Here is a 23928-nt window from a genome sequence, read left to right as displayed (position 1 = left end):
TGTGGATTATTAAAAATCCCCACAAATTAAAGCTTGACTAATTTATTTTATGAAAGAAGATATAAAAGCTTACAATAATGTACTAGGATTAATTGGTAATACACCATTGATTAAGCTTAACAAAGTAACTGAAAATATAGAAGGTAATTTCTATGCTAAAGTTGAAGCATTCAATCCAGGACATTCTACAAAAGACAGGATTGCATTATACATTATTGAAGAAGCTGAAAAACAGGGAATTTTAACTCCTGGCGATACCATTATTGAAACTACTTCAGGTAATACTGGTTTTAGTTTGGCAATGGTTAGCATTATCAAAGGTTATAATTGTATTTTGGCTGTAAGTTCTAAATCATCTATGGATAAAATAGATATGCTTAGAAGTCTTGGTGCAAAAGTTTACATTTGTCCAGCACATGTTTCTGCAGATGATGAACGTTCTTACTACAATGTTGCCAAGAGATTACACGAGGAAATAAAAGGTTCGGTTTATATTAATCAATATTTCAACCAATTAAATATTGATGCCCATTACAAAACTACTGGTCCAGAAATTTGGGAACAAACGAATGGAAAAATAACACATTTAGTTGCTTGTAGTGGAACAGGTGGAACTATATCTGGAGCTGCAAAATTCTTAAAAGAAAAAAATCCAAATATTAGAATTTTAGGTGTTGATGCTTTTGGTTCGGTGTTAAAAAAATACCACGAAACTAAAGAATTTGATGCTGAAGAAATTTATCCGTACCGAATTGAAGGGTTAGGTAAAAACTTGATTCCAACTGCTACTGATTTTGATGTAATTGATCATTTTATGAAAGTTACTGACGAAGAAAGTGCTCATACAACAAGAGAAATTGCTAAAAGAGAAGGATTGTTTGTAGGATATACTTCAGGTGCGGTTATGCAGGCTATTAAACAATATGCTGAACAAGGAGAATTTAATGAAAACAGTAACGTAATTGCAATTTTCCCTGATCATGGTTCACGTTATATGAGCAAAGTATTTAGTGATGAATGGATGAATGAGCAAGGTTTTTTTGATACTAAAAATCAAGAGGAAGCTCAAAAAATTGAAATTATTAAATAATATATATGTATTTATAAATAAAAAACCGCTAAGAAATTCTTAGCGGTTTTTTTATATTTAAGTTTTATGAATTACTCTTGCATGGTATGATAAACATTCATCACATCATCGTCTTCTTCAATCTTTTCTAGTAATTTTTCAACATCGGCAACTTGTTCTTCTGTAAGTTCTTTTGTGATTTGAGGAATTCTTTCAAAACCTGAAGAAAGTATTTCGATACCACGATTTTCTAATTCTTTTTGAATAGCACCAAAACTTTCAAATGGCGCATAAATTAAGATGTCATCTTCATCAACAAAAATTTCTTCTGCTCCAAAATCAATAAATTCCAACTCCATTTCTTCAATATCAATATCCCCTTTTGGGATTCTGAAATTACAAGTATGGTCAAACATGAATTCTACCGAACCTTGTGTTCCTAAAGTTCCGTTACATTTATTAAAATAACTTCTAATATTTGCAACCGTTCTATTATTATTGTCAGTTGCTGTTTCAATTAGAATAGCAATTCCGTGTGGAGCATAACCTTCAAACAGAACTTCTTTATAGTTGGCAGTATCTTTATCAGTAGCTTTTTTAATAGCGCGTTCAACGTTATCTTTTGGCATGTTTGCCGATTTGGCATTTTGAATAACAGCTCTTAAACGTGAGTTTGATTCAGGATTTGGTCCACCTTCTTTTACGGCCATTACAATATCTTTTCCTATACGTGTAAAGGCTTTGGCCATGGCTGCCCAACGCTTCATTTTTCTACCTTTTCTAAATTCGAATGCTCTTCCCATTTCTTGGTTTTATTTTTTTTGCAAAAATAAGTGAATATTATTTTATTGACAATTTCTTTAATTTATTTTTATTCTGCTGGCACGTATTTAGAAATGAAATTTTCGCCAGTTGTATTCCAAGTATTTAATAAGTTATTTTTTTCTTGAAAATTTGCAGTATTTGTTTTGTTGAAATTATCGATTTCTTTATTTACTTGCTTTACCATTGCATTGTAATTATCTATTTCTTCTTTTGTTTTATCTTTATTTGTTTTGTTTTCTAAAGACTTTTTAGCGTTTTCAAATTTTTCATTGAACATATAAAAATCAATAATTTTTGGAACATAAACTTCAGCTTCTTTTTTGTAGAATTCCAAACATTTTTTAGTTGCTAAAACCATTGAATTATCATTTCCATAAGGTTTAATAAGTTTTAATTTTTCCAATCCTTCTTCGGCATATTGAAGCAAAGCGCTTCCGTTTTGTTGAATTGCACCTAAATCTTTTCGTTCAATGGCTAACGATAAATTAATGTCAGTTATATTAGTCTTAAAAAACAATAAATAAAGTGCAGTATGATAATCAAAGACTTCTCCGGAAAGCTTTATTTTTCTTGACAACTCAGTTTCTTGATTGTTAACTGTAATATTATATTTTTGAGCAAAATTATTGAAGGCTAAAATTGCTTTTTCATTTTCTTCATCTAGTTTTTTATTCACCAAATCTCTTGCCATAAGATATGCTTCCATGGCATCGTATGATTGTTCTGCAACTTCTTGCATATTGATTATCTTATCATATTCTTCATTGATGTTTTTTTCACAAAAATCCAAATACTGTATGGTTTGCGTTTGATATTCTTTGTCTCCATTATAACCATTTTTGATATCGGTTATTTTCTTTTTAGAACTTTGAATACTTTTTACTAATTGTTTTCTAGTATTGTCAATTCTTCGAGCACTTTTTGAATGGGCTACTGCTGATGTGTATTTCCAAGTACTCCTTGAGATTAATTCTTGTTCTTTGTTGATATATGTTAAATAATCAACTGGTTTTTTGAACTCTTGTGCCAAAGCATTTAGAGTAGTTAAAAGAAAAAAAGTAAAAAGTAATTTTGTCTTCATATTTATGGTGTTAAATCGGTTAGAATATTTACTGCTTCTAAAATATCAAAATTTTGTTTTACATCCTTTTTTCTTTTATCAGCAATGGTTTTTAAAAAATCATCATATTTTTGATAATCTAAATCAATTTTACTTTGTTCAATTTCTATTGGATATTCCTTTTCTGAAAAATCTCTTAATTCTTTCCAAAGTGAATTTATTCTTGATATATCTTCATAAACAGTGTCAAATTTTAAGGTAATTGGAGGCATTTCAGAGTCATAATATGGATTCACTCTTTCATTTAAAGCTTCTATTTTTTTACATTCTAAAGAATTTTTTATTCTTTCTTTACTTTTTTCAATAGCAGAAGAATAGTCACTTTCAAATAATTTATATTTCAACTTCACATCAATTTCATCACCTTTTAAGGCAGTTTCATTTGTGTTTTCTCTTGGCATATGTTTGTCAAACAATGAAGGAATTTCAACATCGGGAATTAATCCATTATATTGATTGCTTTTACCGGTAATTCTATAAAATTTTTCAAGTGTGATTTTTACAAATTCATCTTTAGAATTTTCCAAAGGAAATACTCTTTGCATAGAAGCTTTCCCAAGTGTAGTGTTTCCAACAATAATTGCTCGTTGATAATCTTGCATTGTATTACTAAAAAACTCGCTTGCAGATGCTGATAAGCCATTTACTAAAACCACCATATTTCCAGAAAAAATAGTTCCTCGGTTATAATCTTTTAAAACTTCTTTTCTGTCATTTCTATCATTCATCACAGCAACTGGACCAATATCAATAAACAACCCGCAAAGTCTAATTGCTTCATCTAATGAACCACCACCATTATTTTGTAAATCGATGATTAAACCATCTATTTTTGCATCTTTTAATTTGTAAACTTCTTTGGTCACATCTTGACTAATACTTGATTTTCCTTTATCAAAAGGCGCATAAAACGAAGGAATTTTTATGTAACCAAAATTTTTGTCTTTATTTTTTATAATAAAACTATAAACATTGTTTTGAACATCTTTTAAAATTTTTTTGTCTAATTTGATGCTGTAAATCAAACCGCTTTTTTTTCTAAAAGTAAAATCTGCTGATTTGTAATTATCAGAATTGAGAATTTCAAATAATTTTTCGGTAGCGATACAATCAACAAAATATTCTATAGAATTGTGTGCAATTTTTAAAAGGACATCATCTTTTTCAATTTTTTCACTGTAATAAGCTGAACTACCGGGTAATATTTCGGCAACATAAATTTCTTCATTGTCATTTTTGGAAACATAAAATCCAAAACTTAAATTATCTGAACTTAAATGTGAATAAAAGTTAGAACGAGACTTTTGCGAAAAATAATCAGAATGTGGATCGAAATAGGAGCAAAAAATAGAGTAAAACTTTTCGTTGAAGTCATCTTTGGTGAGTTTCAAATTTGATGCTTTGCAAAGGTATTTCTCAAAAACAGCTGCTTTTTGATTTGCATAAATTGATTTAAAATTTGCAACCAAAGAATCTTTATTTGTACTTGTTTCGCCAATTTCTCTAAGAAGTGTAAAAAGAATTCTCTTTTTATAAAAAGCTTTTAATTCGGTTTCATTTTTTAGGAAAGGAAAACTTTTTTTAGAAAAAATTATATTTTCCGAACTGCTAGTCGGAAACGAATCATTGTTCAAAGAGTTTATAATTGCTACATATCTATCTATAACATTATTGTAGCTTTGATACATTGTTTCAAGAAAACTGCAGTCTTTTGAAACTATATAGTCATCAACTTTATATTTAAAATCTTTGAATTTTAATAAATCTTCTTCGGTAAACAATCTATTATTTTCATCAATTTCTTCAAGGAAAGTTCTATAAACATAGATTGATAAACTATCATCAAGCGGTTTTGGTTGATAATGTTTTCGTTGAAATACATCATTAATTTTTGATAGAGTTGCACAAGGATTTACATCACTTTGCGCAGCAAGTAAACTGGGAACAAATGATAGTATAAAAAGTATTTTTTTCAAAGAAGTTTATTTCTTATAAAAAGGCATTTTTACCACTTTAGCTTTTACTTTATTGTTTCTGATTTGAATATAAATTTCACTATCAACAGCAGAGAATTCAGTTTTTACATAACCCATTCCAATTCCTTTTCCTAAACTTGGCGCCATAGTTCCAGAAGTCACAATTCCAATATTATTTCCATCTTCATCAACAATTTCATAATCATGACGAGGAATTCCTCTTTCAAGTAATTCAAATCCAACTAATTTTCTTGTAACACCTTCTTCTTTTTGTTTTTTAAGATTTTCTGAATTAACAAAGTCTTTAGTGAATTTAGTAATCCAACCTAAACCAGCTTCTAAAGGTGAAGTTGAATCATTAATGTCATTTCCATATAAACAGAAACCCATTTCTAAACGCAAAGTATCACGAGCGGCTAATCCTATTGGTTTAATTCCAAAAGAAGCACCAGCTTCAAAAACTTTATTCCATACTTGTTCTACTTCTGAATTTTTACAATAAATTTCAAATCCGCCAGAACCTGTATAACCAGTTGCTGAAATAATTACATTTTCAATTCCTGCAAAAGGACCAACTTCAAAATGATAATATTTTATTGCTGATAAGTCAACAGAAGTTAAACTTTGCATTGCTTCAACCGCTTTTGGTCCTTGAATTGCAAGTAAAGAATAGTCTTCTGATAAATCTCTCATTTCAACACCTAAATCATTGTGTGATGAAATCCAATTCCAGTCTTTTTCAATATTTGAGGCATTAACTACTAGCAAATATTGATTTTCTTTCATTCTGTATATAATTAAATCATCAACAATTCCACCATCATTATTAGGCAAACACGAATATTGGGCACGACCAATTTCTAAAACTGAAGCATCATTAGAAGTAACTTTTTGAATCAATGCTAAAGCATTTTCTCCAGTTAAAAGAAACTCTCCCATGTGTGACACATCAAAAACTCCAACACCATTTCTAACAGTTTCGTGTTCAGCATTCACACCTTCATATTGAACTGGCATATTGTATCCAGCAAATGGAACTAATTTTGCACCTAATTTTTCATGAACGTGTGTTAAAGCAGTATTTTTCATTTATTATTGTATTCTTTATGTATTCTATTTTTGTTTTATTTTCTATTGAAAGGTGGTAATAATTTTGAAGAAACTTCTCCAAATCCTATTCTAACTGAGCTGTTTTTGCAATATCCTTTCATAATAACAGTATCATTATCATTAATGAATTTGCGCTCAGTGCCATCATTTAATTTAATTGGATTTTTTCCACCCCAAGTTAACTCAAGCATTGAGCCAAAGCTATCAGGTGTTGGACCTGAAATTGTTCCTGAACCCATCATATCACCTGAATTTACTCTACAACCATTAGAAGTATGATGTGCCAATTGTTGCGCCATTGACCAATACATGTATTTAAAGTTTGATTTTGAAACAAGGTTAGGTTCTTTTGAATTTTCAGTACCTATATAAACTTCTAAATGAATGTCGAAAGCATTCTTACCTTTTTGTTGCAAATAGGGAAGTGGTTTAGGTTCTTGATTTGGACCTTTAACTCTAAATGGTTCTAATGCGTCCATAGTAACTATCCAAGGCGAAATTGATGTAGCAAAGTTTTTTGCTAAAAATGGACCAAGTGGAACATATTCCCATTTTTGCATATCTCTAGCGCTCCAATCATTCAACAAAACCATTCCAAAAATATAATCTTCAGCTTCACCAACAGGAATATTTTCTCCCATAACATTAGCATCGGTTGTAATGAATGCAGTTTCCAATTCAAAATCAACTAATCTTGAAGAACCAAAAACAGGTTCGGTTTCTCCGTTAGGCAATGTTTGCCCCATTGGTCTATGAACAGGAATTCCAGAAGGAACAATAGTTGAACTTCTTCCGTGATAACCAACAGGAATATGAAGCCAGTTTGGTAATAAAGCGTTTTCTGGATCACGGAACATTTTACCAACATTGGTAGCATGTTCTTTACTCGAATAGAAATCAGTATAATCACCAATTAAAACAGGCAATTGCATTTCAACATCTTCTATATTGAAAATGATGATATCTTTATGTTTGTCGTTATCTCTTAATAAAGGGTTTTCACTGTCAAAAATATCACCAATTCTGTTTCTAACTAGTCGCCATGTTTTTTTTCCATCAGAAATGAAATCATTCAAAGTATCTTGCATGAACATATCGTCAGTCAACTCAATGCCTTCAAAATAATTTAATTGTTGTAAAGCTCCAAGGTCTATAGCATAATTTCCGATACGAGTTCCAATAGTAATTACATCATCTTTTGTCAAAAAAACGCCGAAAGGAATATTTTGTATGGGAAAGTCACTGTTCTCAGGAACATCTAACCATGATTTACGGCTTGGGTTATTGGTACTTATAGGCATTTTCATGTTTTTAAATTGTTGAAAAAAATAGTAATCAAATATATCATTTACTATTTAAGTAACAAACGATTTTTGTAATTTTGAGCTCAAATTAACGAAATACTGACAAATGCAACGCGACGAACAAATTTTTGACCTTATTCTTGATGAACAAGAAAGACAAATTCACGGATTAGAACTTATTGCTTCTGAAAACTTTGTTAGCGACCAAGTAATGGAAGCTGCGGGTTCTGTTTTAACAAATAAATATGCCGAAGGTTATCCAGGTAGACGTTATTATGGAGGTTGCGAAGTAGTTGATGTTATCGAACAAATTGCTATCGATAGAGCAAAAGCGTTGTTTGGTGCAGAATATGCAAATGTTCAACCACATTCAGGTTCACAAGCTAATACAGCTGTTTTTGCAGCATGTTTAAAACCAGGTGATAAAATTCTTGGATTTGATTTATCGCATGGTGGACATTTAACTCACGGTTCACCAGTTAACTTTTCTGGCAAACTATATAATCCTGTTTTCTATGGAGTAGAACAGGAAACAGGTGTTTTGAACTATGATAAGATTCAAGAGATTGCAACCAAAGAACAACCAAAAATGATTATTGCTGGTGCTTCTGCCTATTCTCGTGATATGGATTTCAAACGTTTCCGAGAAATAGCTGACAGCGTTGGTGCATTGTTATTGGCAGATATTTCACATCCAGCTGGATTAATTGCAAAAGGTTTAATGAGTGATCCAATTCCTCATTGTCATATTGTTACCACTACAACTCACAAAACACTACGTGGACCAAGAGGTGGAATGATTATGATGGGTAAAGATTTTGAAAATCCTTGGGGATTAACAACTCCTAAAGGAGAAATAAGAATGATGTCGCATGTTTTGGATATGGCGGTTTTCCCAGGAAATCAAGGTGGACCATTAGAGCACATCATTGCTGCTAAAGCGGTTGCCTTTGGTGAAGCATTATCTGATGAGTTTTTTACTTATGCAATGCAAGTACAAAAAAATGCTAAAGCTATGGCAGCAGCTTTCGTAAAACGTGGTTACAATATTATTTCAGGTGGAACAGATAATCACATGATGCTTATCGATTTAAGAAACAAAAACATCACTGGTAAAGAAGCTGAAAACGCATTAGGTAAAGCTGAAATTACGGTTAATAAAAACATGGTTCCTTTTGATGATAAATCTCCATTTGTAACATCTGGAATTCGTGTTGGCACTCCTGCAATTACAACTCGCGGATTGATGGAAGAAGATATGGAAACTATTGTCGATTTTATTGATAGAGCTATTATGAATCACACTAATGATGAGATTCTTGAAGGAATAGCTGATGAAGTAAACGATATGATGAGCGAAAGAGCCATCTTCGTTTATTAAGTTTTAAGTTTACATTATTATAAATATGAAACCTTTAATTTTAATGATTAAAGGTTTTTTTATTTTTAAAACAATAATACTATATGATAAATGTTAGTTATTACAACTATTAAATATTGTAAATTTGGATAATCACTACCGATTATAATTTGTTTTTATGAAGTCAATAAAGTTTTTAGTCAGCTTAGTAGTTCTTCTTTTTGTTCTTAGTTGTTCTAAAAGTAGTCAAGAAAGTATCCATCCTAAAAAAGGAACAATTACCGAAAGTGTTTATGCTTCTGGAATTGTAAAAGCTCAAGACCAATATACTGTCTTTCCATTAGTTTCTGGAGTTTTAAAAAGCATTGATGTTGAAGTAGGACAAGCAATTGCAGAAGGACAACCTTTGTTTAAGATAGAAAGTGAAAAAGCCTCCTTGGCAACAGACAATTCAAGACTGGCCTATCAGCTAAGTCAGGAAAACAGTAGGTATATTAAGGACAAGATTGCGGAAATGGAAACTAGAGTACAAGCCGCAAAAGATAAATTAGCTTTAGACGCATCAATCTTCGAAAGAAACAAAAGAATAAAACAATACAATGTCATTTCCGAAGTGGATTATGAAAAGGTGGAGCTTGCCTATAAAAACTCAAAGTCAAACTATGAATCAACTCTACGACAACTAGACCAACTACGAGCTCAACTTAAAAACGAAGAATCAAGAAACAACATTAACTTAAAGATAAGTCAGAAAGCAGAAAATGATTTCACCGTTAAAAGTGCTTTTTCTGGTAAGTTGTTTGATGTTTTAGTAGAAGAAGGTCAATTGGTTGGTCCTCAAACGGTCTTAGCCATTATTGGAAAGAACGATGCTTTTTATCTGGAACTTGAAGTTGATGAAAACGATATGGTCAAAGTCGCTTTAGGACAAAAAATGGTTGTTACCTTAGACAGTTATAAGAATAAAGCATTTGAAGCCGTCGTTGATAAAATCTATCCAATTATGAACGAACGTTCGCGCACCTTTAGGATTGAGGCTCATTTTACTAACATTCCTCCAAAGTTATATCCAAACTTAACAATCGAAGCCAATATTATCATTCAAACAAAAAAGGATGCCATAACCATTCCTAAAAGTTACTTAGTTGACGACGAGTATGTAATCATGGAGAATGATGAGAAGCGTAAAGTAAAAACAGGTTTGAATGATTATAATAATGTAGAGATTCTTGACGGCTTAAAAGCAGACGAAACAATAATCAAGCCTTAAAATGAATTACAGATTAATTCTAAATATTGCAATTCATCTCCTAAGAGCTCGACTAAAGCAAACCATTGTAGCTGCTGTAGGTGTAACCTTTGGAATTGCCATGTTCATTTCGTTAGTTAGTTTTATGAATGGTTTAAACGACTTGTTAGATGGATTAATGCTAAACAGAACGCCTCACATTAGACTATACAACGAAATAAAACCTTCCGAAAAGCAACCCATAATGCTTTCCGATGAGTACAAAGAATCAACCAACTTTATATCTTCCATAAAGCCAAAAGACCGCGGTAAAGCCATCTATAACAGTAAGGCAATCATTTCCAATCTTAAAAAGGACAGTAGAGTAGTAGATGTAGCGCCAAAGATAAATACTCCTGTTTTCTTTAACTCGGGAACCATCGAGATTTCTGGTGTAATCTATGGGATTGACGTTGTGGCAGAGGAAGAGCTATTTAAATTGAGCGATTACATCGTTGAAGGAAAAGAATCCGATTTGACACAGAACAACAGTATCATTATTGGAAAAGGATTGGCTGATAAGATGCTTTTGGTAATCGGCGACATAATAAAGATTACAACGGTAAAAGGCGATTTAGCCTCTTTAAAAGTAGTTGGAATATCGCAGATAGGTATCGCAGAAATTGACGATGTGTCGAGTTATACTTCCATCGATACTGCACAAAAACTTCTGGGAGAATCTACCAGTTACATGACCGATATTCAGGTGAAACTACACGATATCACCATGGCTCCGGCTTTGGCTAAGGAATACAGCAACAAATTCAATTTGGATGCTATTGATTATCAAACTTCCAATTCTCAGTTCGAAACCGGTAGCACCGTTCGAAGCATTATCTCTTTTGCGGTGGGTATTGTTTTACTAATCGTTGCAGGATTTGGTATATATAACATATTGAACATGATGATTTTTGAGAAAATGGACAGCATTGCCATTCTCAAAGCAACTGGTTTTTCGGGTAGCGATGTCAAATGGATTTTTATCAGCTTATCGTTAATCATTGGACTTACAGGTGGCGTATTGGGTTTGATTTTTGGTTACATTTTTACTTCCATTATCGATGTCATTCCGTTTAATACTGCGGCGTTGCCTACCATAAAGACCTATCCTATAAACTACAATCCGGTGTTCTACATCATCGGAATTTCGTTTGCATTAATAACAACAGCCATTGCCGGATTGTTCCCTGCGCTCAAAGCCAGTAAAGTTGACCCGGTAGAAATAATCAGAGGAAAGTAATTATGAGCAACGTTGTTTTAGAAACTAAAGGACTGTCTAAGTATTTTCATGACCCAATCAAATTTCAGGTGCTCAAGAACATCGACCTGAAAATCAATCACGGTGAATTTGTTTCCATCGTTGGAAAATCGGGTTGCGGAAAGTCTACCTTATTGTATTTGCTTTCGACTATGGATACCGATTACGACGGCCAGTTGTACATCCATGAAGAACTGATAACCGGATTCAACGACAAGCAGCTTGCCAAGATAAGAAACGAAAAGATTGGCTTTGTATTTCAGTTTCATTATCTGCTTTCGGAATACAACGTGCTTAAAAATGTAATGCTTCCTGGCATGAAGCTTGGCAAACTGTCTGACGAAGAAGTAGAGCATAACGCCATGAAACACCTAAAGGCATTAGACATGCACGAGCATGCGCTCAAAACACCCAATCAGCTTAGCGGCGGTCAAAAGCAAAGAGTTGCCATTGCACGGGCGCTTATCAATAACCCATTGATTATAATGGGCGATGAACCTACGGGTAATTTAGATAAAAAGAACAGCGATATAGTGTTTGATATCTTCAACCAGTTAACCATCGAATACAACCAAACACTACTTGTGGTTACACACGACCAGGATTTTGCCAACAACACGCAACGCACCATTACTATGGAAGACGGCAGAATCATTTCTTAACCCATTTTCCAATCGATAATTACTAACAATTGTTGATAATTTTTACGCTTTAAACCCGTTAATCTTTAGCATTCTTTTGATGAAAACTTTACATTTGAAATAGTCAAAATGATAACCTTATGCGAATAGAAACCGACCTCAAGCTGGGCTTTAAAGATGTAATGATTAGACCAAAGCGTTCTACCTTGAAAAGTAGAGCCGAAGTGTCTTTGGAACGCGATTTCAAATTTCTGCACAGCTCCTATAAGTGGAAAGGTATTCCAATCATGGCGGCCAATATGGACACTGTGGGAACCTTTGAGATGGCGCTGGCGCTTGCTGAAAAGAAAATTTTCACAGCCATTCATAAACATTATTCGCTCGAGGAGTGGAAGGCGTTCTTAAAGAAAGCACCAAAGGAAATCTACAACTATATTGCGTTGAGCACAGGCACGGGTAGAAACGATGCCAAGAAAGTGGCCGACATTATGACTGCCAATCCTAAACTGAATTTCATTTGTATTGACGTTGCCAATGGCTATTCCGAAGGGTTTGTAAACTTTGTAAAACTGATGCGTAAAAATTATCCCGATAAGGTAATTATTGCAGGCAATGTGGTTACGGGCGAAATGGTGGAGGAGTTACTTCTTTCGGGTGCCGATATCGTTAAGGTAGGCATTGGCCCAGGTTCTGTGTGTACCACGCGAGTGAAAACGGGCGTTGGCTATCCGCAACTCTCTGCCATTATCGAGTGTGCCGATGCTGCGCATGGTCTTGGCGGACAGATTGTAAGCGATGGAGGTTGTACAACACCTGGCGACGTAGCCAAAGCATTTGGCGCTGGCGCCGACTTTGTGATGCTTGGCGGAATGCTAGCTGGTCACACCGAAAGCGGTGGTGATTTGGTTGAACGCAACGGACAAAAGTTTAAAATGTTCTACGGAATGAGTTCGGAAACAGCGATGCAAAAACATGTTGGTGGTGTTGCCGAATACCGTGCAAGCGAAGGTAAGACTGTCGAGGTTCCGTTCAAAGGCGATGTAGACGATACCGTTCAGGATATTCTTGGAGGCATTCGCAGTACGTGTACCTATGTGGGTGCGCCTCGTTTAAAAGAATTGACTAAACGCACTACCTTTATTAGAGTAACCGAACAAGAAAACCGAGTATTTACGAAATAGTTACTTAATAGTTATCTGATATTTCTCCAACAAACCTCTAACGCCATCTAACGAAAAGATGGCTTTTTTTACCTTGTTCTTGTCCAAATCCATCGTATAGTCATAGCTGGTAGAAAAGTCGGCTTTGGTTAAATTAGTGTCTATAAATACAGCTCGTCTAAGATTGCAGTTGTCAAACAACGCTTCGGTTAAGTCCGAAGCCATAAAATCTACCGAAATCATACTACAGTTGATGAACTGCATTTTCTTGAGCTTCAAAGAATAAAACTTGGAGTAATCCAACAGGCAGTCTTTAAAGTGAAACTCATAAATAACTTGGTCTGTCATGGCAAAATTTACGTTAGTGAAGTTGCAGTTGTTAAACCAAACACCGCGAAGAGAAACATAGTTTATCTTGGCATCCTGAAAATTACAATTAACAAAAACACAATCGATAAACGAAACCGACTGAAAGCTACATTGTCTAAAATCGCAATCGGTAAAGGTGCATTCTTCGAACTCTTTATACTCTAACTGTTTTTCGTCATAGATAATTCCGTTAAATTTTTCTTCAACAAAAAAGTAATCACTCATAATTGTAAATTTGTACAAATATAACACCCTAACGTTACCTATATGGATTTCGAAACTTCTTTTTTCCGTTTTTGTCCAAGTTGTAAATCAACTAATTTTACTTTTAAAAATGTTATCAAGTTTCAATGCCACGACTGCGGCTTTGAGTACTATCATAACATTGCGGCTGCGGTGGCGGTGGTTTTTACGTTTGAAGATAAAGTGTTGTTTACCGTTCGCAACGAGAATCCCGATAAAGGAAAACTTGACCTTCCGGGTGGATTTATTGACCCAAAAGAAAATGCCGAAGCGGCTGCTTGCAGAGAAATCAAAGAAGAATTGGATTTAGATATTACTCCAGATGATTTAAAATACATCACCACGTCGCCCAATGAGTACTTATATAAAGGAGTACCTTATCGAACGATGGACATTTTTTATGAATGTACTTTAGCTACCAATAAACTTTCTATCAAAGCCAAATCAGAAATCAAAGATTTAGTTTGGCATAAAAGAGAAGCGATACCTATGGATGCTATTGGTTTCATTTCCATTCGAACAGTCATATCCGAACGCTATTTGAACAAATAATGGCATTACATTATGTAAAGAGAAAAATTATTTACTACGAATCAGAAACCTGATTCGCATTGCCAACGAACATTTACTGCGAAATGGAAACCTGATTCGCGTTGCCGACGAACATTTACTACGAATCAGGAACCTGATTCGCATTGCCGACGAACATTTACTACAAATCAGGAACCTGATTCGCGTTGCCGGCGAGCATTTACTACGAAAAAGGTTCCTTAATTGCTCTCAATATCCATATTTATAAGGGTTCTTAAAAAACGGGTAAATTAAACATTAGCTGTAAAAAGTAATTCTAAGGTAGAATTGAAGCATTTTCAGTTGATTTATATGACTAAAATTTGTTTTATCTAGTCAAACATAGTTTTTATCTATTAAAAAATAGATTTTTATAAATAAAATATTGGTAACTTAGCAATAATAAGTTTAACTAATAATTAATTCAAACTATGCAAGACTACAACAACTCTAATGGCGCAGGAAAATGCCCATTTCATCAAAAAGAAGATGTGATTAGCGAAGGAACTACTAATCAGGACTGGTGGCCGAAGTCATTAAATCTAGATATATTGAGTCAACACGACTCAAAAACAAACCCAATGGGAGAGGATTTTGATTATGCATCGGAATTTAAAAAACTAGATTTAGAAGCTGTTAAAAAGGATTTGAAAGCGTTAATGACCGAGAGTCAGGAATGGTGGCCTGCAGACTGGGGACACTACGGTGGGCTAATGATTAGAATGGCGTGGCACTCAGCAGGAACCTACAGGCTAGCCGATGGACGCGGTGGAGCAGGAACGGGAAATCTTCGTTTTGCACCATTAAACTCTTGGCCAGATAATGGAAACCTGGATAAAGCACGCAGACTATTATGGCCAATAAAAAAGAAATATGGGAATAAAATCTCTTGGGCTGATTTGATGATTTTAGCCGGAAACATGGCCTATGAATCTATGGGCTTTAAAACGTTTGGTTTTGCTGGAGGAAGAAAAGATATTTGGCATCCTGAGAAGGATGTTTATTGGGGCGCTGAGAAAGAATGGTTGGCAGCCACAAGAAACCGTTATCAAAGTGATGAAAATCGTGAGTCTTTGGATAACCCATTGGCAGCGGTGCAAATGGGTTTAATCTATGTGAATCCAGAAGGAGTAGACGGTAAATCTGACCCATTGAAAACGGCAATAGATGTTAGAACTACATTTAAGCGTATGGCAATGAATGATGAAGAAACGGTAGCGCTTACGGCTGGTGGACACACAGTGGGTAAAGCACATGGAAACGGTGATGCATCGAAGCTTGGAAGAGAACCAGAAGCTGCACCAATAGATGAACAAGGTTTAGGATGGAACAACACCCAAGGAAAAGGTAAAGTAGTTACCAGCGGATTAGAAGGAGCATGGACAACCAATCCAACGCAATGGGATAATGGGTATTTTGATTTACTATTAAATTATGATTGGGAATTAAAGAAAAGTCCAGCAGGAGCAAATCAATGGGAACCTATAAACCTACCGGAAGAAAAGAAACCAATCAATGCAAACAATCCTAGTGAAAGACAAAATCCTATCATGACCGATGCTGACATGGCCATGAAAATGGATCCGATTTACAGAGAGATTTCAGAACGTTTTTATAATGATTTTGAATACTTTAGCGACGTTTTCGCAAGAGCATGGTTTAAGTTAACACACCGTGACTTAGGACCAAAAAACAGATACTTAGGAGCTGATGTACCTCAAGAAGATTTGATTTGGCAAGATCCAATTCCACAAGGAAACAGAAACCTTTCAGAATCTGATATTGAAACGTTAAAAGGAAAATTACTAAACAGCGGCTTGTCTCGTGCAGAGTTAATAGCAACGGCATGGGATAGCGCCAGAACTTTTAGAGGTTCTGACTTTAGAGGTGGAGCAAACGGAGCGAGAATTCGCTTAGCACCACAGAAAGACTGGCCAGGAAATGAACCTGAAAGACTGCAAAAAGTTTTGAATAAACTTACTGAAATCCAATCAGGATTTAGTGGTAATGTTAGTATTGCTGATTTAATTGTATTGGGAGGAAGTACAGCTGTTGAACAAGCTGCAAAAGACGCTGGTTTTGCAGTAAAAGTTCCTTTTTCAGCAGGTCGTGGCGATGCAACACAAGAAATGACAGACGTTGAATCATTTGCAGATTTAGAACCAACAAATGACGCTTTCAGAAACTGGACAAAAAAGAAATACGCTGTTGAACCAGAAGAACTAATGTTGGACAAAGCGCAATTGTTAGGTTTAACAGCTCCAGAAATGACTGTATTGCTTGGTGGAATGCGTGTTTTGGGAACGAATTATGGTGGTTCTAAGAATGGTGTTTTCACAGACAATGTTGGTGTTCTTTCTAATGATTTCTTTGTAAATTTAACCGATATGAATTATAGTTGGAAACCAGCAGGAGATAATTTATACAACATTGTTAATCGTAAAACAGGTGAAACCAAATGGACTGCCACAAGAGTAGACTTGGTGTTTGGATCTAATTCCATTTTACGTGCTTATGCAGAAGTGTATGCACAAGATGATAACAAAGAAAAATTTGTGAAAGACTTTGTGAATGCTTGGGTAAAAGTAATGAATGCTGACCGTTACGATTTGAAGTAATAATTTTTAAGTTAAGTGAATGAAAAGTGGTTTTGGATACAAGGCCACTTTTTCTTTTTAATTAAAATATAAATGGGCGCAAAAAAGGCACAAATTGAAAATAAAAAATCCCCAAACCTTTGTTTATAAGGGATTAGGGATTAAGTTGTGACCTCGACAGGATTCAAACCTGTAACCTTCTGAGCCGTAATCAGATGCGCTATTCAGTTGCGCCACGAGGCCTTTTTTGTGGGTGCAAATATAGACAATATTGTCTAAGTTGCAAATGGATTTATAAATAAAAATTAGGATTTTTAATTTCTCAATGCTTTTTTGGTAACGTAAAAACGCCAAGCTATAATGGCCAATTGCCATTTTTTAGCCTTTGATAAATCTAACCTTTGCTTGGTAAAACTTGGTAATAAAGCTTTATTGAGTTTGGCTAATATTTTATACATAAGTAGTTATATTAAAAAAAACCGCAATTTCTTGCGGTTTCAAATTTAAGCTTTTTTTACTTTTAAGCTAGACTTTGTTTTTTCTAACTCTTTTTTGGCTTCATCGAGTTCTTTTTTAGCTTTTTCTAATTCTTTTTTGGATTCTTCTAAATTCTTTTTGCTTGAAGAGAATTCATCATCGTTAAAATGGAATGAGTGAAAGCCGTCTTCACTATCCATTTCGAAATTATTGTTTTGCTTTATTTCTTCTATTTCTTCTTTGGTGTAATCATCACCACCTTCAATTACTTCGCCATTTTCTATCACTAATGGTTTCTTCCCATCTTTTTTAATGATGATTTTAGATTTTCCTTTTGAAAAGAAATCACCTTTTGGCATTTTGAACATAAATTTTTCTGGAGATAAGCTATCGCCTTCAAAATGAAAGTCAAATTCTTTCATGAAATCTTCGTTTGGCATCCAATTGGTTATAAACGGGTTGCCTGAGTTTAAAGGTTCACCAAAACCAACTTCATCTCCATTTTTATAAATTTTAATGGTTGCAATTGGTTTTTTGTTATTGTAACTCAATGAACCTTTTTCGCCCGTTGTTGCTTCAAAAGAAACATCGATAGCGATAATTTCATTTTTGTCATTTCGTTTTACATTGGCATATTTTACGGTAACTCCATGTTCAGCCAATGCTTTGATATCGTCTTTCATTTCTTGTTCGGGAGTGCTTTTATTCCATGTCATTACAATATTATCCATGGCGTTTTCCCATTTGAATGGTTTTTCACTTGTTTGTGCATATCCAAAAAATGAAAGCAGGTAAAATGTGGTCATTAAAATTAACTTGATTTTCATGATAATTCAATTTTAAAATTAATTTAAGTTTTATTAAAGTTATTTTTTAAGTTTTGCTTTTTCTTTCTCAAGTTCGGCTCTTGTTCTATCTAGCTCGGCTCTTACCTTTTCAATTTCTTCTCTTGTTTTAATCATTTCAGCACGCTCTTTTTCAGACTCAGGTTTGTACTGTCTCATTTCTTCTCTCGCTTTGTCCATTTCGGCTCTTGATTTTGAGATTTCAGCTCTTGCTTTAGCCATTTCAGCTCTTACTTTTTCTCTTACTTCAGGTCTAACTCTTTTAATTTCAACCATGGCTTTCTCCATAGCATCATTAGTGATTTCCATTATCTTTTCGTTATCGATAATGATTTCATGTGGACCATCTTCGTCGCTGCTAAAAACAAAATTGTAGTTTTTGTTTTTACCATTTCCTTTAAGCATTTTTTTGATTTTTGCTTTATCAGTAACAACTTTTCCGTTTACAATAACTTTTGGTGTTTTACCGTTTTGGATAATTATTTTTTTGACATCATCCATGTTGTCTGAAAAATTGAAATCAAAATCAAAATCTCCGGTCCATTCAGGTGCTTCTGGTGCCTCAGGAACTTCTGGTGATTCTGGTGCTTCAGGTGCAATGATTCTTATTTTATCACCGTTGATAGCTACTGATTTTCCGTTGCCAACAAAATGAATTCCCTTTGGTTTTCCAAATCCTATTTTGTTATCGGTTTTGTAAAATTGAATTGGAGCAATAGGTTCATCACCATTGATTTGCGATACACCTTTGTTTCCATTTTTGTCTTTGTATTCTAGTTTGATGGCAGTAATTTCACCATCGTTGTTTCTTTTTACTTTAGAATACTTCAGTTTTACATCATGTTCTTCTTTAAGTTTTTTTGCTTTTCTTTTAAGTTCGGCATCAGTAGTTTTTTTGGTAATTGTTACTGAAACATCATCTCCGCTGTCGGCAATTGATTTTTCGTTCCAAACTATTTTTGCTATTTTTTCCTGTGCAATTGTTTTAATTTGGAAGAGAAAGACAAAGCCAATTAATGCTGGAATGATTAAGGCATACTTCCAAGAGTTTCTTTTGTGTGATTGATTTGTGTTTAACATAACGATTCGTTTTTTGATTAATGATTGATAAAAATTATTGGTTATTGATAAGCAGCTTTGATTAGTAACTGCTTTTAACAATGCGATTTGATAAGACTTTTTGTCTTCTAGTTGTGCAGTTGCTTTTTGATCAGCAATGTATTCCAGGTTTTGTAAAACTGCTTTTTTGTACAACCAAACTATTGGATTAAACCAAAATACAATACAGAATAATTTTGTTACCAAAACATCTATTGAATGCTTCTGTTGGCTATGAATTTTTTCGTGTAAAAGAATACTTTGCAACTCAGCTTCGGTATACAAACTAGGGTTTAAAACAACATAATTAAAGAACGAAAAAGGAGCAATGTTTTTATTTAAGTTGATTAGCTTAAAGTTTTCTTGCTTAACTACTTGCTCTTTGTATAATAGTTTGTATAATGAAAAGAAACTAAAAACAATTTTTAAAACTAGTAGTAATGCAATGGTAAAATAACTAATCCATAAAATCTGTATCCAATCAAAGGTTTCAACCGCTGCTGGAATTTCTTTTAGCTTAGTAGTATTTGTGGCAGTATAGGTTGCTAGTTCTTCCAAACTTGGTTTTGGAGCATCGACTAAGATTACTTTTTTAATAAAGAACAAAGGTAACAGTACAGACGTAAACAAACCAGATAATAAAAACCAACGGTTGGTGGTAAAAAAGGTTTCTTTGCGCAATAACATCATGTAGGCGATGTAAAACATTGCCATTAAACCACATGATTTGAATATATAGATTAGTAGTGTTTCCATACTATTTCTTTTGTTCAATTAGCGCTAGAATTTCTCTTAGTTCGTCAGCAGAAATTTTTTCTTCTTCCGCAAAAAAGGATACCATACTTTTATAAGAATTGTCAAAATAGGTTTCTATAGCGGTATTCATAAAACGCTTTCTGTATTCTTCCATTTTTACAATCGGGAAGTATTGGTGAGTGTTTCCAAAGGCATTGTGTGAAACAAAACCTTTTTCCTCTAAATTTCTGATGATAGTGGAAAGTGTGTTGTAGTGTGGCTTGTCTTCTTCAATTTCTGCCAATACTTCCTTTACAAAAGCTTTTTTCAGCTTCCATAAAATTTGCATGATTTCTTCTTCTTTGTTCGTTAATTTTTGCATGACGATTGTGTTACTAATTTAAAACCAAAACAAACTTATAACTATTCTTTTAGTTACACAACTACTTTTATAGTTATTTAACTATTTTTTAAGTTTTCCTTTTAAAGAAGAAAAAGAAGTTTTGTGTTATAGACAGTAAGAAGCAGCAAGTGAAGTAATATTTACTGCATTTTCTTCTCGGCTTCTACGAGTTTTATAGTCCAGTAGCCAAGAGCAGTTCCAATTAAACCGAGGATTCCCATAAAAAACCAATTGGTTTGATAACCACCAAAATGTTCAATGATTTGCATACCAGTATTAGCACTAAGGATATGTGCCAAACTAAAACTCATGGTGTAAATAGCCATATAACGACCTTCGTGACCTTTAGGAGCGCGACTCATTGCAATTGAATTAGAGAACGGAAAAGCAAACATTTCGGCAAAGGTCATAAAGAGCATCATAATGATAAGAATTCCTGCCCAAGTGTTGATGAGCATTAAAAACAGACTTATTGCCATGGCAAGACTACCAATGGTTACTACTTTTATCTTATTGATTTTATTCCGTTCAATATAACTTACTATTGGCATTTCGAGTAAGAAGACCAACAATCCGTTTAGGGTTAGCAACAATCCAGTTTGGAATTCGGTTAGATTGAATTGCTCTTTATGGTAGAGTGGAATAGTGGTGAATAATTGAAAGAATAAAATACCTGTTATCAAACACGTTCCTAAAAACACCCAAAACGGTTTGTCTTTAAATACCGAATGCGTCAATACATTGTCAGGATCTTTTTTGTCGATGTATTTTGATTTTGTTTTTTCTTTAACCGTAAATGCAAATATCAGAATAGCAACAATACACGTTGCGCCATCAGCCCAAAACAATCCTTTGTAACCAATAGTCATAATGATTAAACCACCTAAAGCTGGTCCTGCAGCAAAACCAAGATTGATTGCCAATCTTACTAATGTTAAAGCACGAGTTCTGTTTTCGGGTTTTGCATAAGCACCAAGTGATACAAACATGGCAGGACGAAACATATCGGCTACAACCATAATGGCAAACATAGCAAAACACAATCCTTCAAAACTGGTAATCAATTGAAGTCCAAAAAACATCAATCCACTGGTGAACAAACTAAACACCATGATTTTATAAAAACCAATTTTATCGGATAGTTTTCCGCCTAACCATGAACCCAACATAGAACCGACACCAAAGCAAACCATTATCCAACCTACTTGACTGTATGTAAAATTCAAATCTTCTTTCAGGTATTTAGAAAGAAACGGCAATACCATCGTTCCGGCACGGTTGATAAAAGTGATTAAGGTAAGTATCCAAATTTCTCTTGAAAATCCTTTGTAATTGTCGAAATAGCGAAGAATTGCGTCTTTGAGCATGGCGATTGATTGATGTTGCAAAGGTAAAGTTTTGTATCGTTGTGGCTTTTAAAGTTTTCTAGTATTTTTGTTAAAATTAACATTATGAAAAAATTTCTTTTCCTCCTTTTGTTTTTAAACGTTTCGATTTCTTTTTCACAAGAAAATAAACCAGAAACCTCTAAAGAATTTCAGGACAAATTAAATAAAGAATATGCTGATGCCAAAGAAAGTCCTTTGATGAAAGAGGATTTGGCCGACTTTAAAGGTTTGGATTTTTTTCCGATTGATGCTGCTTATATTGTTTCGGCTAAGTTTGTAAAAAGCAAGAACGAAAAGGTTTTTCAAATGAAAACATCTACCAGTCGGTTACCAGAATACAAGAAGTATGGTGAATTGCATTTTACTTTGAACGGAAAAGAACTCAAACTAAACGTATATCAAAACATGGATTTGATTCAACGGGAAGGCTATGAGGACTACTTGTTTTTACCCTTTTCTGATTTGACGAATGGAAAGGAAAGCTACATTGGCGGACGCTATATAGACATGCGCATTCAAAAAGGAAAAACCTGGACCATCGATTTCAACAAAGCCTACAATCCTTATTGTGCTTACAACCACAAGTATTCTTGTCCAAAAGTTCCTTTGGAAAACGATTTGCCTATTGAAGTAAAAGCTGGCGTTAAAAAGTTTCACGACTAATGAAATTCTACAATCTGCATGCGCACCACTATACTAACAATCCCGATGTGGTAGAACTGGTCAATCAATATCCTTGGGAGTTTAACGAATCGGTTCCTCAGTATTCCATTGGGATTCATCCTTGGCATATTGATGAAAAACGTTTGGAAACCGATTTGAAAATAATGGAGGAGAAGTTAGCCTTGCCCGAATGTTTAGCAGTTGGCGAATGCGGATTAGACAAACGCATTGAAGTTCCCATGGTTTTGCAACTGGAAGTTTTTGAAAAGCAAATTGCCTTAGCCGAACGATTCAACAAACCTTTGGTATTGCATTTGGTAGCGGCTTATGATGAGTTGATTGCTTTAAACAAACGATTGAACATAAAAGTTCCAGTGGTGTTGCATGGTTTTTCTAAAAATGCGCAAGTAGCCAAGCAATTATTGGATAATGGTTTCTACCTTTCGTTTGGGAAATACTTGTTGCAAAATCCTGAGTTGAAAACTACATTTCTCTCAATGCCTAATGACCGTTTTCTGCTCGAAACCGATATGATAGCCGAAACTTTAGAAGAAGTCTATGCCAAAGCCGCAGAATATAAAGAAATGACTATTGAAGATTTGAAAGCCATAGTTTCTACTACCTGGAATACCATTTTCTAATCTACTTTTTTCAAAACCATTAGTGTTCCCGATGGGTTAGAAAGCGTCAAGCGGTTGTTTTCTATTTTGTAGGTTGTGGCTTTGTGTAGCGCCAATAAAAAATCTTTCTCTTTGTTGTTTTCACAATACATCATGGTGCTGATGGTTTTAGTAAAGCGCAACAATCCTCTTTCATAAAACAGTTCGCCTGCCATGTTGTTGCATCCTGCAAAACCAGAAAAAGAATTGGTAGTAGTATTGATTTCTAGTGATGGTAGTTTGTCTCTGTAATCGGAAACTTCAGCTTTGGTTCCGTTTAAAGTTTCCAAAACCCAAATGTCGTTCAAACGATAATCGGTAATGTATGCGCCACAGCCCGAAAGATTGTTAACAGGTAACTCTGTGAATATTTTGTATTTTAAAACTACTGAATAAGGCAACTTTTCGCCCGATATAGGATTAGTACATTCTTCTTGAGCAATAGTTACACTCATATCAGCATCATCCGAACGCAGTTGGTATCGTTTAACATTGCTGTCCATAGCGCGTATAGGTTCTTCATGTGGAAAAACTAAAGTGTTTTGCTTTGTGGTAAGTACTACTTCTTTTTCGGAAATGGTAACTCTCCAAAAAGGTACTGAATCACCTGCTTTAAAATAGATAGTGTTGTCTTTTTCTTCTTTGGCAGTAGTAGTCGATTTCATTGGTGAACAAGATGTGCCTATAATAGCTAGTATTAGTAGGGTTATAAATAAGTTTGGGATAAGTGCTTTTTTCATGATGTTTCAGTAATACTACAAAGATACTAA

General features: G+C 34.1%; 22 protein-coding genes and 1 tRNA gene. 10 read left to right on the top strand and 13 right to left on the bottom strand.

What is annotated here, in order from left to right; translation table 11 throughout:
* Nucleotides 1-49 precede the first annotated feature (49 nt).
* Nucleotides 50-1090: a PLP-dependent cysteine synthase family protein gene (locus RN605_RS02915; protein WP_313322052.1), complete on the top strand. Its 1041-nt coding sequence runs from the start codon at nt 50-52 to the stop codon at nt 1088-1090.
* A 71-nt stretch (nt 1091-1161) separates the two neighbouring features.
* Here the strand turns inward: RN605_RS02915 and RN605_RS02910 are convergent, their stop codons facing one another.
* The 5 genes from RN605_RS02910 to fahA form a co-directional block, all read right to left on the bottom strand.
* A complete protein-coding gene (locus tag RN605_RS02910; RefSeq protein ID WP_313322051.1) occupies nt 1162-1872 on the bottom strand; it encodes a YebC/PmpR family DNA-binding transcriptional regulator in 711 nt (236 codons plus the stop codon).
* A gap of 68 nt (nt 1873-1940) precedes the next feature.
* Nucleotides 1941-2975 (bottom strand): hypothetical protein, encoded by a 1035-nt coding sequence (locus tag RN605_RS02905; protein ID WP_313322049.1) that lies wholly within the window; start codon nt 2973-2975, stop codon nt 1941-1943.
* Nucleotides 2976-2977: 2 nt separating this feature from the next.
* Complete coding sequence (locus RN605_RS02900; RefSeq protein ID WP_313322047.1) at nt 2978-4990, bottom strand: S41 family peptidase; 2013 nt, start codon at nt 4988-4990, stop codon at nt 2978-2980.
* Between the two features lie 6 nt (nt 4991-4996).
* Nucleotides 4997-6079 (bottom strand): glycine cleavage system aminomethyltransferase GcvT, encoded by a 1083-nt coding sequence (gcvT, locus tag RN605_RS02895; RefSeq protein WP_313322045.1) that lies wholly within the window; start codon nt 6077-6079, stop codon nt 4997-4999.
* Nucleotides 6080-6114: 35 nt separating this feature from the next.
* Nucleotides 6115-7401, bottom strand: a complete 1287-nt coding sequence (fahA, locus tag RN605_RS02890) for a fumarylacetoacetase (RefSeq protein ID WP_313322043.1) — start codon at nt 7399-7401, stop codon at nt 6115-6117.
* A gap of 109 nt (nt 7402-7510) precedes the next feature.
* On the opposite strand from fahA, the gene glyA reads away from it, so the two are divergent.
* The 5 genes from glyA to guaC all read left to right on the top strand — a co-directional run bounded on the left by glyA (nt 7511) and on the right by guaC (nt 13132).
* Complete coding sequence (glyA, locus tag RN605_RS02885; protein WP_313322041.1) at nt 7511-8785, top strand: serine hydroxymethyltransferase; 1275 nt, start codon at nt 7511-7513, stop codon at nt 8783-8785.
* Nucleotides 8786-8942: 157 nt separating this feature from the next.
* Nucleotides 8943-10034: an efflux RND transporter periplasmic adaptor subunit gene (locus RN605_RS02880; protein WP_313322039.1), complete on the top strand. Its 1092-nt coding sequence runs from the start codon at nt 8943-8945 to the stop codon at nt 10032-10034.
* Nucleotide 10035: 1 nt separating this feature from the next.
* The gene (locus tag RN605_RS02875) at nt 10036-11292 is read left to right on the top strand and encodes an ABC transporter permease (RefSeq protein WP_313322037.1); all 1257 of its coding nucleotides are present in this window, start codon (nt 10036-10038) and stop codon (nt 11290-11292) included.
* A 2-nt stretch (nt 11293-11294) separates the two neighbouring features.
* Complete coding sequence (locus tag RN605_RS02870) at nt 11295-11972, top strand: ABC transporter ATP-binding protein (RefSeq protein ID WP_313322035.1); 678 nt, start codon at nt 11295-11297, stop codon at nt 11970-11972.
* A gap of 119 nt (nt 11973-12091) precedes the next feature.
* Entirely contained in the window at nt 12092-13132 is a 1041-nt protein-coding gene (guaC, locus tag RN605_RS02865; protein WP_313322033.1) for a GMP reductase, read from the top strand.
* On the opposite strand, the gene RN605_RS02860 is transcribed toward guaC, so the two are convergent.
* Nucleotides 13133-13705: a pentapeptide repeat-containing protein gene (locus RN605_RS02860; protein ID WP_313322031.1), complete on the bottom strand. Its 573-nt coding sequence runs from the start codon at nt 13703-13705 to the stop codon at nt 13133-13135.
* 42 nt (nt 13706-13747) lie between these two features.
* Between RN605_RS02860 and RN605_RS02855 the strand changes: the two genes are divergently transcribed.
* Together RN605_RS02855 and katG are read left to right on the top strand one after the other, a co-directional pair.
* The gene (locus tag RN605_RS02855) at nt 13748-14275 is read left to right on the top strand and encodes an NUDIX hydrolase (protein ID WP_313322029.1); all 528 of its coding nucleotides are present in this window, start codon (nt 13748-13750) and stop codon (nt 14273-14275) included.
* A 449-nt stretch (nt 14276-14724) separates the two neighbouring features.
* Nucleotides 14725-16911 carry a catalase/peroxidase HPI gene (katG, locus tag RN605_RS02850; RefSeq protein ID WP_313322027.1) on the top strand — a complete coding sequence of 729 codons (2187 nt, stop codon included), beginning with the start codon at nt 14725-14727 and terminating at the stop codon, nt 16909-16911.
* Nucleotides 16912-17059: 148 nt separating this feature from the next.
* On the opposite strand, the gene RN605_RS02845 is transcribed toward katG, so the two are convergent.
* The 6 genes from RN605_RS02845 to RN605_RS02820 form a co-directional block, all read right to left on the bottom strand.
* Nucleotides 17060-17133: transfer RNA gene (locus RN605_RS02845), tRNA-Arg, on the bottom strand.
* Between the two features lie 71 nt (nt 17134-17204).
* On the bottom strand, nt 17205-17348 hold the full coding sequence (locus RN605_RS02840) for an SsrA-binding protein (RefSeq protein WP_313322025.1): 144 nt from the start codon (nt 17346-17348) through the stop codon (nt 17205-17207).
* Between the two features lie 45 nt (nt 17349-17393).
* Nucleotides 17394-18194, bottom strand: coding sequence for a hypothetical protein (locus tag RN605_RS02835; protein ID WP_313322023.1), 801 nt, complete (start codon nt 18192-18194; stop codon nt 17394-17396).
* A gap of 39 nt (nt 18195-18233) precedes the next feature.
* Nucleotides 18234-20066 carry a M56 family metallopeptidase gene (locus RN605_RS02830; protein WP_313322021.1) on the bottom strand — a complete coding sequence of 611 codons (1833 nt, stop codon included), beginning with the start codon at nt 20064-20066 and terminating at the stop codon, nt 18234-18236.
* Between the two features lies 1 nt (nt 20067).
* A complete protein-coding gene (locus tag RN605_RS02825; RefSeq protein ID WP_313322019.1) occupies nt 20068-20427 on the bottom strand; it encodes a BlaI/MecI/CopY family transcriptional regulator in 360 nt (119 codons plus the stop codon).
* A gap of 161 nt (nt 20428-20588) precedes the next feature.
* Nucleotides 20589-21815 carry an MDR family MFS transporter gene (locus RN605_RS02820; protein ID WP_313325780.1) on the bottom strand — a complete coding sequence of 409 codons (1227 nt, stop codon included), beginning with the start codon at nt 21813-21815 and terminating at the stop codon, nt 20589-20591.
* 84 nt (nt 21816-21899) lie between these two features.
* Here RN605_RS02820 and RN605_RS02815 point away from each other — a divergent pair, with 84 nt between their 5' ends.
* Nucleotides 21900-22499, top strand: coding sequence for a DUF1684 domain-containing protein (locus RN605_RS02815; protein WP_313322017.1), 600 nt, complete (start codon nt 21900-21902; stop codon nt 22497-22499).
* Nucleotides 22499-23140, top strand: a complete 642-nt coding sequence (locus RN605_RS02810) for a TatD family hydrolase (RefSeq protein WP_313322016.1) — start codon at nt 22499-22501, stop codon at nt 23138-23140. The genes RN605_RS02815 and RN605_RS02810 overlap by 1 nt, the downstream gene beginning before the upstream one ends.
* Here RN605_RS02810 and RN605_RS02805 read toward each other — a convergent pair.
* Nucleotides 23137-23898, bottom strand: coding sequence for an META domain-containing protein (locus RN605_RS02805; RefSeq protein WP_313322015.1), 762 nt, complete (start codon nt 23896-23898; stop codon nt 23137-23139). The genes RN605_RS02810 and RN605_RS02805 overlap by 4 nt on opposite strands.
* Nucleotides 23899-23928 lie beyond the last annotated feature (30 nt).

This window comes from Flavobacterium sp. PMTSA4, assembly GCF_032098525.1.
In the GTDB taxonomy this organism is placed as follows: domain Bacteria; phylum Bacteroidota; class Bacteroidia; order Flavobacteriales; family Flavobacteriaceae; genus Flavobacterium; species Flavobacterium capsici.
This window is presented reverse-complemented; position numbering and strand designations above follow the sequence as displayed.

Bases quoted from the DNA above. Each gene is read 5' to 3' on its own strand.
- RN605_RS02870 (WP_313322035.1), top strand. From the start codon at position 11,295: ATGAGCAACGTTGTTTTAGAAACTAAAGGACTGTCTAAGTATTTTCAT.
- RN605_RS02910 (WP_313322051.1), bottom strand. From the start codon at position 1,872: ATGGGAAGAGCATTCGAATTTAGAAAAGGTAGAAAAATGAAGCGTTGG.
- RN605_RS02830 (WP_313322021.1), bottom strand. From the start codon at position 20,066: ATGGAAACACTACTAATCTATATATTCAAATCATGTGGTTTAATGGCA.
- gcvT (WP_313322045.1), bottom strand. From the start codon at position 6,079: ATGAAAAATACTGCTTTAACACACGTTCATGAAAAATTAGGTGCAAAA.
- RN605_RS02840 (WP_313322025.1), bottom strand. From the start codon at position 17,348: ATGTATAAAATATTAGCCAAACTCAATAAAGCTTTATTACCAAGTTTT.
- glyA (WP_313322041.1), top strand. From the start codon at position 7,511: ATGCAACGCGACGAACAAATTTTTGACCTTATTCTTGATGAACAAGAA.
- RN605_RS02820 (WP_313325780.1), bottom strand. From the start codon at position 21,815: ATGCTCAAAGACGCAATTCTTCGCTATTTCGACAATTACAAAGGATTT.
- RN605_RS02815 (WP_313322017.1), top strand. From the start codon at position 21,900: ATGAAAAAATTTCTTTTCCTCCTTTTGTTTTTAAACGTTTCGATTTCT.
- RN605_RS02835 (WP_313322023.1), bottom strand. From the start codon at position 18,194: ATGAAAATCAAGTTAATTTTAATGACCACATTTTACCTGCTTTCATTT.
- RN605_RS02915 (WP_313322052.1), top strand. From the start codon at position 50: ATGAAAGAAGATATAAAAGCTTACAATAATGTACTAGGATTAATTGGT.
- RN605_RS02875 (WP_313322037.1), top strand. From the start codon at position 10,036: ATGAATTACAGATTAATTCTAAATATTGCAATTCATCTCCTAAGAGCT.
- RN605_RS02825 (WP_313322019.1), bottom strand. From the start codon at position 20,427: ATGCAAAAATTAACGAACAAAGAAGAAGAAATCATGCAAATTTTATGG.
- katG (WP_313322027.1), top strand. From the start codon at position 14,725: ATGCAAGACTACAACAACTCTAATGGCGCAGGAAAATGCCCATTTCAT.
- guaC (WP_313322033.1), top strand. From the start codon at position 12,092: ATGCGAATAGAAACCGACCTCAAGCTGGGCTTTAAAGATGTAATGATT.
- RN605_RS02860 (WP_313322031.1), bottom strand. From the start codon at position 13,705: ATGAGTGATTACTTTTTTGTTGAAGAAAAATTTAACGGAATTATCTAT.
- RN605_RS02905 (WP_313322049.1), bottom strand. From the start codon at position 2,975: ATGAAGACAAAATTACTTTTTACTTTTTTTCTTTTAACTACTCTAAAT.
- RN605_RS02855 (WP_313322029.1), top strand. From the start codon at position 13,748: ATGGATTTCGAAACTTCTTTTTTCCGTTTTTGTCCAAGTTGTAAATCA.
- RN605_RS02805 (WP_313322015.1), bottom strand. From the start codon at position 23,898: ATGAAAAAAGCACTTATCCCAAACTTATTTATAACCCTACTAATACTA.
- fahA (WP_313322043.1), bottom strand. From the start codon at position 7,401: ATGCCTATAAGTACCAATAACCCAAGCCGTAAATCATGGTTAGATGTT.
- RN605_RS02810 (WP_313322016.1), top strand. From the start codon at position 22,499: ATGAAATTCTACAATCTGCATGCGCACCACTATACTAACAATCCCGAT.
- RN605_RS02880 (WP_313322039.1), top strand. From the start codon at position 8,943: ATGAAGTCAATAAAGTTTTTAGTCAGCTTAGTAGTTCTTCTTTTTGTT.